The 12,085-nt window shown below is 51.0% G+C and carries 7 protein-coding genes; 1 reads left to right on the top strand and 6 read right to left on the bottom strand.

Annotation, left to right across the window (positions count from 1 at the left end; translation table 11 throughout):
* The first annotated feature begins 81 nt into the window (after positions 1-81).
* A complete protein-coding gene (locus BUB27_RS14260) occupies positions 82-1,674 on the top strand; it encodes a Na+/H+ antiporter NhaC family protein (RefSeq protein ID WP_143184534.1) in 1,593 nt (530 codons plus the stop codon).
* Here BUB27_RS14260 and BUB27_RS14255 read toward each other — a convergent pair.
* The 6 genes from BUB27_RS14255 to BUB27_RS14230 form a co-directional block, all read right to left on the bottom strand.
* Positions 1,634-2,947: an MFS transporter gene (locus BUB27_RS14255; RefSeq protein ID WP_143184533.1), complete on the bottom strand. Its 1,314-nt coding sequence runs from the start codon at positions 2,945-2,947 to the stop codon at positions 1,634-1,636. The two genes, BUB27_RS14260 and BUB27_RS14255, sit on opposite strands and share 41 nt — an antisense overlap.
* 112 nt (positions 2,948-3,059) lie before the next feature.
* The gene (locus BUB27_RS14250) at positions 3,060-3,602 is read right to left on the bottom strand and encodes a carbohydrate binding domain-containing protein (RefSeq protein ID WP_143184532.1); all 543 of its coding nucleotides are present in this window, start codon (positions 3,600-3,602) and stop codon (positions 3,060-3,062) included.
* 50 nt (positions 3,603-3,652) lie between these two features.
* A complete protein-coding gene (locus BUB27_RS14245; protein ID WP_143184531.1) occupies positions 3,653-6,166 on the bottom strand; it encodes a sulfatase-like hydrolase/transferase in 2,514 nt (837 codons plus the stop codon).
* A 118-nt stretch (positions 6,167-6,284) separates the two neighbouring features.
* Entirely contained in the window at positions 6,285-8,507 is a 2,223-nt protein-coding gene (locus tag BUB27_RS14240) for a molybdopterin oxidoreductase family protein (protein ID WP_143184530.1), read from the bottom strand.
* A 24-nt stretch (positions 8,508-8,531) separates the two neighbouring features.
* A complete protein-coding gene (locus BUB27_RS14235) occupies positions 8,532-10,223 on the bottom strand; it encodes a DmsC/YnfH family molybdoenzyme membrane anchor subunit (RefSeq protein ID WP_143184529.1) in 1,692 nt (563 codons plus the stop codon).
* Between the two features lie 80 nt (positions 10,224-10,303).
* A complete protein-coding gene (locus BUB27_RS14230) occupies positions 10,304-12,052 on the bottom strand; it encodes a bifunctional protein-serine/threonine kinase/phosphatase (protein ID WP_143184528.1) in 1,749 nt (582 codons plus the stop codon).
* Between the last annotated feature and the right edge of the window lie 33 nt (positions 12,053-12,085).

Genomic DNA, 12,085 nt, shown 5'->3' with positions numbered 1-12,085 from the left:
GCTGGTACGAGTCATGACCGCCAGCATGTATTCCCACTATCTCGGTCAGCTTCATGGTTGCAGCAGCACAAGCTTTAGCCCATGCTAAGCCCCGTCATGCCTTTGGTTAGAAAGTATCAACCAGCCATTACCCTCTGCCTGCTGCTTTTGATCAGCTGGGTGCTTTCAGCGACGACCCAGTCCACTTCAATCGCTGCGCTCTGGCCCGCATTTGTTGCACTGGCCACGATCATCGCATCACGCCAAGCGGTGGCAGGTCTCTTCGCCGGGGCTCTCTCTGGCTGCCTCTTCCTCACGCATGGAAACCTCGGACAATCCTTCATCAGCCTTACTGAGAGCCATTTCTTTGCCTCCATGCAGGGGAGCTGGAGAATCGGAGCCATTCTCTTCACGCTCGTATTGGGATCCTTCGCCATGGTACTGGAGAAAGGTGGCGGATTTGAATCACTGGCCCTCAGACTACTTGAGAAAAAATCAGGAAACCCCTCCCGCAAGCTAGAAGGCACTACCATGCTTATGGGGCTGCTTTGCTTCTTTGACGGCCTAGCCAACTCTCTTCTGCTAGGAAAAGTGACCCAGCCACTCGCAGACCGTGTAGGAGTACCGCGAGCCCGAATGGCCTATCTAGTCGATTCCACTTCCAGCTCAGTAGCCTGCGTCGCATTCATCTCCACCTGGATAGCCACCCAGCTTTCACTCATCCAGCAATCCACCGAGGGGACCGCTGTCACAGAATCCGCATACACACTGTTTTTCCAATCTATCCCGGCGAACTACTACTGCACCTTCACACTAATTTTGTTAGCCTTGGTCATTTGGAGGCAATGGAATATCGGCCCGATGAAAAATGCTGCCGCTAATGAGCCAGCCACTTCCCATCAAAGCTCACAAACTGGTTCAAGTATCCACACCGCAATCATTCCCATTATTGTATTAGCCTGTGCGATACTCTCATTGTTCTACCTTTGGGAGACCTCTCCTCTGTTCCCCGTTACCGCGGACAAACTCACCACAGCCTTCAGCAGCAATGCCGCCCCTTACGCCCTGACACTGGGCAGCGTCATCGGACTTGCAGCAGCTTGCATCCTCTTTCCTAACAAGAGCAAAATCGAGCTACCCTCGATCGTCTCCCAAGGGGCCTCCAGCATGCTTTCTCCTCTACTCATCCTCATCATGGCCTGGACATTCGGCAGTGTGATGAAAGAGCTTGGTACAGCCCAGTGGTTAGCAGACACGATAGGCTCCACCTTTTCGGTCCAGTATTTCCCGGCAGCCATATTTATCACTGGCGCACTGGTGAGTTTCACCACCGGGAGTTCATGGGGCACCATGGCACTGCTCATGCCCATCGCTATTCCGGCCTACCTAACCCTGACGCCTGAAAGCTATCCACTGCTACCAGCAGTCATTGGCGCCGTCTTCAGCGGTGCTGTCTTTGGTGACCACTGTAGCCCATTTAGTGACACCACCATTGTAAGCTCCTTTGCTTGCGGGGTCAGTCCACGTGAGCACGTACTTACGCAGCTACCATACGCTCTGATCGCAGCTGGCACCGCTCTCGCTCTTGGATACACAGGAATCGCCATCGGATTCTCATCCTATACAGCCCTCTTAGCTGGTGCCGCATTTCTTATTATTTTAGTGAATTTCTGCTCCAAGAAGCGCTCGTCATAAACCAGAGAACCAAATAAACTAGAAGTACCCAGGGGGTCAGGCTCAGAGCCTCATCGAAGGCCCCCATATCACCTAAATCTCCAGCAGTCTGTTTCATTCTCACGGCAAACAAAGCCGAGAAAACTCCATAGCCCAGATTGAGGGTCAGATTGTTTACACTGAGGATCGATGCACGCATCTCGCTCGGAGCTTCCTTATTGATGTAGCGGCTCATCAGGAAACCCACGTGCACCAGTGAAATCATCACGACAAAGCAAGGGAGGACACCCCACCACGAATGAGCTACCGATGCACCTAACAAGCCCAATACTGCAATCGCACCAGCCATAAGCATATTCGTTCGTGGCGAATAAAGCTTCACCAGAGGTCTGACATACATGGGCACAACCCACCCCCCTACAGACATCAATGCCCCAATGAAACCATAACTATACTCAGGTAGTGAGATGCTCCGGTAATACTCACTGAGTAAAGTCACGAAGGTTCTGGAAACCGCGTCGATCATTAAGGCTGCAGCAATCAGCCCAGCGATCCATCTGGCTCTCAAGACCCATTTACCAGCATCCAAGATCCCTTCACTGATATCCCCCACCCGGGCTCTGGCCCCCGGAGGACGCTTGCGGATTCCTAGATCAACCAGTCTACAGGCCAAGACGAAACAAATACACGCGGTCACAAAGCACAGGATCACCGGCATTTTGAGACTAATCACGGCAGGATAATCACCAAAGACTTTAATCATCATCGCATGGTCGAACACCAAAGCTCCAACGGGCATGGCCACCAGCATACCCGCCGATCGCCAGCGCATCGCCGAGACTAACACCCGGTCCCATTTTTCCTCAACCTCTTCACCAGTCTCTTCCGCCATACTCAGGGAGTCATAAGCCAAGGCCTCATCTGCACCACTCGCAGCAGCCTCAGCCAAGCCACTGAGAAAGCGGTTCAGGGCACAAACGCCAAACAACACCCAGCCACCATTCTGAGGAGCCACGATCAGCAAGGCCATTTCAATCATCATGCTCGCCGCCGCAAACAGCACCAGCTTGCGTCTACCCACCAAATCAGCCAGCACCCCACTGGGCACCTCAAACAGAACAATCGTGATCGCCCAAATAGCATTCAGCCAGAGAAACTGTCCCACACTCAATCCAAGATCAGTAAAGAAAATCGCGAATATAGGATAGTAAAACCGGGCGTTAAACAACACCCGGAACCAGACAAAAATCTTCACATTGCGCAGCAGTGACTCTCTATCAGGTTGGTGATCCATGCACGCATACTATCGCATAGCCTGACATAATGTTATAGACCTAAAAATAAACGGCACCAAGTTTCCTTGGTGCCGCTCGTCACAATGCGCGTCTTTTGACTCTCTACAGAACTTAATTTTCAACCTTCATCAGACGAATATTCTTAAATTGAATCGTACCCCCCATGAACCCAAACAAGAACTTGAGCTGAGGAGGGTTGCCCTCATCAAAAGATTTAGTCGTAAACCTCGCCTTATACTCGCCCCATTCTTTACCAAGCACGAAATTCTTACGGAATCCATAGTGGCCTTTACCGAAATCCTTGCTGCGCGACAGCATCCCTACCAAAGTTGAATTATTCGTCGAAGCCATGGCTTCGAACTTCAATAGATAGGTTTCGCCACTTTTTAGAGCTTCCAAGGGTTGCACCATCTGTCTGTTGGAATACTTTTCCGAGGGCTCCGTTACTTTAATCGTGAGCACCCCGTCACTCACAGAATACTCTGGCTTTGAGACCTCATTGATCGAGAAAATCTTCCAGGGGGATATCCCCTTTTTCTTAAAGTCACCATTAACGATGTAGTTCAATTTTGCCGTCTCTTGATTCTCCTTGGCACACACACCAAGAGGCAAGAGCGACAAGCCTACTGCTATTAACCTCAGATAGTTTTTCATAATTTGTGATAGAGTTTTAGATTACACAGATCAGATAGAATACTCGATTTCTACTGATGCGTCACTTCAATATAAGGAGCAACCCCCCCTTCTTTGGTGTCGATATTTCCAGCAGTGTTTCCCAATTCATTGATCGCAATGGAATAGGTACCATTGCCGGAAATGTATGTTGTGATATCGATGCTGAACCATGCGCCTGCGGTCGCGTTCCCTGTCTCTATAGGATCCCCTACGGCAGGTTTTTGGTTCCAGACGACATCGGCTTCAGTCCAGTTGTTATTTTCTACAGCTAATGCCTCCACCTGATCTGTTTCAGAAGAGCTGTGCAGATAGAGCTTCACGCTCTGCACCGTCCCGACATTTTCCACGGTAAACTTTAAGTATCCTAGACGCTCAAAGTTTGAGGCATCGAGTTGGCGCAACTGCATGGTATTAGCGCTACCAAAGTTGGTAAATTCATCAGCCTCTTTAACGTAGGCATCGTCTGTTGCTTCGAAGGTACTCACTGTAGAGGCATTCGTACCTACCGTTACTTGAAGAGTAGCAGTAGCAGCAGCTCCAAACTCATCGACCACTCTCACCATAAAGTAGGCCGCCCCCTCGTCAGATGCAGACGGAGTTCCAGACAAAGAGCCATCACTCCCTACTAGCAACCAATCAGGTCCTGAAATCTTGGAGAAAGTAAATGTACCTCCTGCAATGGGATCAAAGACATCACTGGCCAAGCTACCGGTGTAAGCAGCGCCCACAGCTGCATCGGTTTTCACCAACGGGTCCTCACTCCAAGCTGGAGGTACATTTTCCCCGAAAGATACTTTGAAAAACTCGCTTCCATTACCTCCTGTTACTTCGACAGAGTTGATTCCAATCTCATCCGTCGCCGTGGAGTACTCACTCCAGTCTCCAGAAGGATTCACACTAGAAAATAAACGGTAGGATACTCCGAATGCGCCTGGCCATTTGAGTCCGAGATCATCACCAACCAGCTGCTCGATCGTCACAAAAGGCATGTCAGCATCACCGCCCGTGGCAATAGAGGAGGAATTCGTCAAACGCTCCGCGTCCACCGAACTTACTTCCACTCTCATAGATCGTGAGAGCTGATAGACAATCGCGGCATAGTCAGGGTCATCAGCCACGTTTGTGGTCTCAAGTGGATCGGCCTCGTAATCATAGAGATCTCGCTCAATGACTTGATTACTTCCATTCACCCACTCCACATAGCGGAACCTCTTCGTGCGATAGGCATAGCCATGACTTCCGTTGGTTTTAAAGACTGTGATAGCCCCCTGGTTCACGGAAACCTCTGGATCTTTCAATACAGGCACAAGACTACGACCAGCAAGTGGACGACCTGTCGTGACCGTATCACTAATGGGCTGGCTAGGAATCGGCAGCTCAGCCAACTCACACAAGGTAGGATAAATATCCAAAGTGCTCACCGGAGACTTGGTCTTTGAACCAGTCGTATGGATCCTTGGGTCGTAGATGATCAAAGGGCAGGATGTAGAACGCTCCATGTTCGTGTGCTTCGCCCACTTTCCGTGGTCACCCAAGTGGAAACCATGGTCACCCCATAAGACTACGACCGTCGTCTCTGAAAGCTTCTTTCCTGGTTGCAGAGGATCATCAGTGGCTTCCAGGTCATCCATCAACTGGCCAACCAGATTATCAACAAAGGAGACACAGGCATAATAACCATGTAATAGATCTTTTTGCTGATCAGTAGTGGGTAGCCCGCTTATATCAAAGGGTTCGTAGCCAAGAATCTCATTATTGTTAGTCAGCGTAAGATCCGTCTTCTCACTGGAATTGAGAGGCAAGGCGGTAAAAGTAGCGAGCGGCATATTCTCACGATTGTAGAGATCCCAGTAAGTCTTTGGCGCCACAAAGGGAAGGTGCGGTTTCTTGAAACCCACCGCCAAAAAGAAAGGTTTGCTTCCTCCGGCCATCGTAGCAAGCAGCGTTCTGCCATCAGTGAGTATCTTATGGTCCGTGTAGTCGGAATCTGGCAGATCAGAGTTATCTACCGCAGGCTTGCCTGCCGGATCATAGCCCGAGCTATACTTCGAATACGCGATCGACCAGGATGGGACATCATCGGTATTACTACCATTCTCAGTCGGACTATTCGCATCCACAATAGTTCCCACAGTACGCGGGTCATGAAACTTCCCCACTGCTGCTGTTTCATAACCATGGTTGCGGAAATGCTGTGGCAGGGTAATCACATCCGGTAGTTGTGCTCTAATCGGGCGAAAACCCATCACCCCCGTGGCCTCAGGCATCAGACCTGTAGAGAGAGAGGCTCTGGAGGGCCCACATACCGCCCAGGTACAGTGATGATTTAAGAAGGTAGTGCCCTTGTTCGCCAGTGCATCAATCTCTGGGCTGACTGCAGTCGTATCGCCGTAACAGCCAAGTGTTGGCACAAGATCATCGACACAAATAAAGAGAACATTAGGCTTCTCAGCAGCTATTGCTGCAGACGTAAAAAGCAGAGGAACCAGGCATGCGACCGTAGCCTTGAATTTCCCTTTGATAGTGAGGTTTTGTGATAGCATGGTTTTTAATGGTGGTTTTGCAAACTAAGACCACCACTCCATCTTCACAACCCGTCTCCACAGTGAAAAATCTCACCATTCAATTGCAAATGCGCCTCATCCATTCCGCGAATACCATTCATAGTCTCTCCACCTTCACCGCACAGTACTTGTAACTTGGCTGCCGAGAATAGGGATCAAACGATGCGTAAGTGAGCTTGTTTGCCTTGGCATAGTGCATCGGCATAAACAGCTGTCCGGGCTGTACGGTAGGGGTTACATAGGCGGAGGCCTCCACTCTTGCACGACGGGATGAAATCAGAACATTCTCCTCCCCCTCAATCCCCAGCTTGGCGGCATCTTCGGGATGGATCTCCACGTAGATATTCTGCGGATAAAGCTTTCTCAGTACAGCAGACTTCTTCGTTCGGGTCTGGGTGTGCCACTGGGCTGAACTTCCACGACCAGTAAGGAGAATATGCGGAAACTTCTCATCCGTCTGCTCAGCAACCTCGACTGGATCAGAGAAGATGAACTTCGCTTTTCCATTTTGATGATAGAACTTTCCGTCATCAAACAGCCTTCTCTGATTATCCAATTTCAACATGGATACATCCTCTTTCCTGCAAGGCCATTGGATGCCACCCAACTCATCGAGCAGCTGATAGCCCTCGATACCAGAAATATCACAAGGTTGCCCCTGACTAAGCTTTGTGAGGATACGGAAAACTTCCTCAGGACTCGACCACTGAGAGAACAATTCCCCGCATCCCCAATGATGCGCAATAAGCCTAAAGATACTAAAATCAGAAAGTGCCTCTCCAGGCGCTTTCGAAACTTTCTTCACCAGTCCAATCCTGCGCTCCGAGTTGATGAACACGCCGTCCTTCTCAGCCCAGGCCGCGACAGGCAATATCAGATCCGCACACTCTGCAGTCTCGGTAGTGGTATACATGTCCTGAACAACCAGGAACTCCAGTTTCTCCATGGCCTCGCGGTACTTGTCCTGATGGATCCAGGAATGCGCGCCATTGGTCGCTATCACCCACAGTCCCTTGATCTTACCCTCGTGAATACCCTCAATGATCTGATCATAGGCCCAGCCCGTCTCTTCAGGTATAAGAGCCTCATCCATTCCCAACACAGCAGCCACCTTGGCTCGGTGCTCTGGATTCGAAAATTCATGACCACCTAACAGATTTGTTGTATTACTGAAAAGGCGCGACCCCATAGCATTACACTGACCAGTAATCGAGTTTGCTCCGGTACCCGGGCGACCAATATTCCCAGTGATCAATGCCAAGTTGATAATCGCCTGTGAGGTTCGCACTGCTTCATGACCCTGATTGACTCCCATCGTCCACCAAAAGGAAACGCGTTTCCCCTGACCTATGGTATCTACCAACTTTTCTATTTCGGTGAGAGCAACTCCACTGACAAGGCACACCTCTTCCAGGCTAAACTTGCTCAGATGTGCGCGGAAGGCATCATAGCCTTCGGTATGCTTGGATATAAATTCTGGATCCACATAGCCTTTCTCGATTAATAATTTCGCGATGCCATAGAAGAACAGCAGATCAGACTTCGGCATAATGGGATAGTGCTGGGTTGCCGCCACAGCGGTTTCCGTCTTTCGAGGATCGATCACGACAATCTCCGGCTGATGTGGATTTCTCTCTATCCGCTGCCACATGATGGGATGGGCGATACACAGATTGGAACCGATCAGCACAATGACATCAGATTCCTCGAAATCTTGATAAGTATAGGGAGGAGCATCGAATCCAAAGCTCTGCTTGTAAGAAACCACAGCCGTTGCCATGCACTGGCGGGTATTACCGTCTCCATGCTTCATCCCCATACCAAACTTGGCGAGCGCCCCGAGAAAGGCCATCTCTTCCGCCACAATCTGCCCCGTGCTCAGAAAAGCGACCGACTCATTACCGTGCTTTTTCTGGATGGCTTTGAACTTATTACAGAACAAATTCATCGCCTCCTGCCAGGTTGTCTTTCTCAGCACACCTCCACGCTGATCCCGAATCATTGGACTAGTCGCACGATCATCTGCCTGCAATGGCGTCAACGCCTCCCAGCCCTTCGGGCATGCCATGCCAATGTTCACCGGATACTCCGTATCAGGCGTCAGGCTAACAGCTTCGCCATTCTTTAAATGGATGTTCAGTCCGCAGCCCGTAGAGCAAAAGCCGCAGACCATGCTCGTGGTGGCATCTGGAATCAGGTCTTTTGGGGTCTGGCCCAGACCAAACTTCCCTGGTGAGCGCACCAGTCTGTCCGTCTTCGCACCCTCCCACTGCCTCAGCGGCGGGATCAGTTCTTTTAGGGACTTGCGCTTATCTGCCATCGGTTCAGAGTACAAGAGTTGAGTTTAGTGAGCACGATTGATTTCGCCCGGCATCTTCAGGGTGACTACCGCCTGGAAAAATAGCCTACGCTCCAGCCATTCGCCTACCAGCAATAACATGAAGGCGGTCACTCCAAATGCTCCAGAATAGAGCGGAGACATCGACGCAACCACTCCCACACTAATCGCGGCCACGAGCGCACACCAGCGCAGGGTCAACAGAGTCTTCAGTGGCTTCAGCTGAAGCAAAGCACTTTTCTTCGCATAGCTCCATTCCTTCTGCCAAGCTGGAGCCAGCAGCCTGAGTTCTGCTCCCAGTTTAAGAGCCAAAGACAAGATAAACCCGGTGACAGCAAAAGCTCCTGCTGAGCCTATCACTATCAGTTCCACAGCGAAGAGGCCACCAAAGCCACCTACTAATAGAGTGCCACCAAATCGTGAGAGCGTTTTCCACATCACCCAGAAATCACGCTTTGTATCCACATAGACCATGACGGAGCAAAGGACACTCGCCAGACCTAACAAAACCGTCATCCCAGCACTGGAAACTCCAGCCCATTCGGGCAAAGCAAACGGAACCCACTTACCGATGTTGGGCCAAGCCGAGCAAACAGTCGCCAGCATCAAGGCTGGCATCCACACGCCAAACATCACCACCTCCCGACTCAGCCAGGATGTCTTAAGACCAAGGAAGGACCGCCAAGCTCCCAGCGGACTCCCCAAGTGGAGAAAACTCGCCACCAGACCAACTTTTCCCAGCACCACGGCAGCAATCAGTAGCAGCATATGAATCCCTGCAAACTGCTCTGGAGCAAGAAAACGTCCCATGAGATCTACCAAGGAAAGTCCCACAGCCACTTGGGTTAGCATGAGCATCCATACCAGAGGTGTGTGCGCGTGCGCTGGCTGCAGGTCATGTTCGTCGCTTGCCTTCATGCGCTCGTTCAACACGCGACGACGGCTAATAAATTTTGTAGATGGCAGCGTGTAGTCAGAGCGGTAAGCCCCCGGAATCATACTTCTCCCACCTTGGGCGCCTTCACGGATCTCACCTAATTCCACCAAGCGGATCTTGATCGCGCCGTTTGGACAAGACTGCACACAGGCAGGAGCTTCTCCCTCTTCCAGCCGGTCATGGCACATGTCGCACTTCCTGACGATCCCCAGAGACTTGTCGTACTTCGGCACATCATAAGGGCACTTTAGTGAGCAATACTGGCAACCAATACATTGGTCGTCCAGATGGCGGACGATGCCGTTATCCTCCTTTTCATAGGCACCCACGGGACAGCCACTCAAACAACCCGGATCAGCACAGTGATGACAAGCTGAGGTGACTGTTTGTTTCACTGGTGTACCGTCAATCATCCCTGTAATCGACCCGACATCCCGCCAACTTTCGTTGTCGTGAAGACCGTTCATACTATGGCAGGCCACCACGCAAGCCTTGCAGCCTGTACACTTGTCCAGATCCACCTCAAAGGCATACTGCTCACCTGTGGATGGTTTACGGATGGGAATCAGGTCCTCATAGTGTGGCTGCTGAAGATGCCCAACGGTCTGTTCATGCTTTTGGCTGAAACGCTCCACTGCACTCAACTCCTGCTGCTCCCTCAAAAGCTGATCAATCAGATTCACCTGCTCTACACCCCGACCGACTAACGCAGCATTTTCCGCGTTAGCTGACCTCTTCTCAAGAGTGTTGGTAGGAGCCATTCACCTTCCACTCAGCACACAGCGTGCCAGCACACACTCCCACCATGAACACCTCACATAATCTCTATGATCTCGGGTCATCAAAAATCCCCAAGAACCATTAGAATAACTACCAGAACAAACAGCAGAGCTGAGATAAGTTTCCAGAACTTTACAGGATCTCGCTCCATCATGGGAAGGTGCCTCGACTCCATAAATTCAGGATTAGGGTGGCCCATATCGTGCATCCATTCGCTCATACTTGGATAGCGACTGGATGGAGAAACCCTAAGCGCCTTCTTCAGCGCCCCATCCATCCAGACAGGCACCATCGCCTGGTAACGGTACGAAGGGATGTACTCCAGCGCATGAAAATCACGCAAACTATCCGCCTTCTCCCATTTATCCCCATAGGGGCATTTCCCTCCGGTGAGCAGATGGTAAGCAATCATCGCGATGGAAAACTGATCCGCACGTGTATTCGCCTTTTCCGAGTCTGGCATCCGATACTCAGGCGCGGAGAAATCCAATGTCCCCAGCACTTCCTCATCCTTATCTGATGGAGATTCCTTCAGACCGGCCACAGAGCAGGAACCATAATCAATCACGCATACCTTACCCTGATCACTGATGATGACATTCTCCAGTTTGAGATCTTGGTGGAGCGTTTCTTTCCGGTGGAGGGCTCGTACTGCATCAACAATCTGCTTCACAATCCCCACCACCTCTTCCACTGCCGGTTTTCCTTTCTTCTCTTCAAGCCATTGCGCGAGATTCTTGCCATCCAGAGACTCCATCAAGTAGTACAAGAATGTCGGCTTGCGGTCACGCTGCACAACTTGCACAAGGTTTTTGTGAGACACCCGCTTGCCAATCCATTCTTCTGCCACGAAACGAGCAATATAGTCCTTGTCGTCGCGATAGTTTGGTGATGGCGTTTTCATCACCAGCTCCCTGCCATTCTCTAAGTCGGTCACCCGATAGAGCTGACTGCGAGTACTCTCCACCAGGATCTCTTCCACCTCCAGACCATCCAGTTTCATCCCCGGATCTAACAAAGGAGGAAATGGGCGCTCCCCCAAAATACGAGCCGCCTCTTCCATGTCACTCTCAGGCAGTTCATCTACCCGGAGCAGCAGACTCGTCACATTATCATCACTCCCTGCCGCTAGCGCTCTCTCCGTGAGCTCTGCGGCCGTATGCTCCAAGCCCTTACTCGACAGTAAAACCTCACTGATCAAGTCATCTGTCATCCAATCATGGACACCATCCGAACAGAGCAGGAAGCAATCACCCACCTCTAGAACCACCTCCTTGTAGTCTACTTGGAGGCTGAGATTCAAGCCCATGGCTCGGTTCAAGTAGCTTGTCTGCCGTGAAACGACTGAGCGATGGTCACGTGTGAGCTGCTCCATAACTCCATCGCGCATGCGATAGACACGGGTATCTCCTATATGAAAAATAAATGCCGTGCGCGATCTCAGCACCATCGCACTGAGTGTAGAGACATAACCCTTCTCGTCACTCAACCCTTCGGCATGTCCCTGTCCGTAGAGCCAACGGTTCAAACCATCCATGACTCGCTGGGCGGATGTCTTGACCGTCCAGCTATCCGGCGTACTAAAATAATCCGAGAGAAATCCCTGCACACAGGTCTCCGAGGCCACCTTGCTGCCACTGGCCGCTCCAACTCCATCCGCCACCACCGCAGCCACCCCTTTAGTGCACAAATCTTCCCCCGCACCGATTCTCACACCGGTGCAATCCTCATTCTGGTCTTTAGTACCAGCAAGACAAGACTGCCCCACCGTGACCCGGAGTCTCGATGAGGCAGTGTTAGAAGGATTCATGACAGCAATCCTTTCATAGTTTCACCCATCTCA

The sequence above is a fragment of the Rubritalea squalenifaciens DSM 18772 genome (genome assembly GCF_900141815.1).
Taxonomy (GTDB): Bacteria; Verrucomicrobiota; Verrucomicrobiia; order Verrucomicrobiales; family Akkermansiaceae; genus Rubritalea; species Rubritalea squalenifaciens.
The sequence above is the reverse complement of the archived record's forward strand: the minus strand, read 5'-3'. Positions and strand labels throughout refer to the sequence as shown.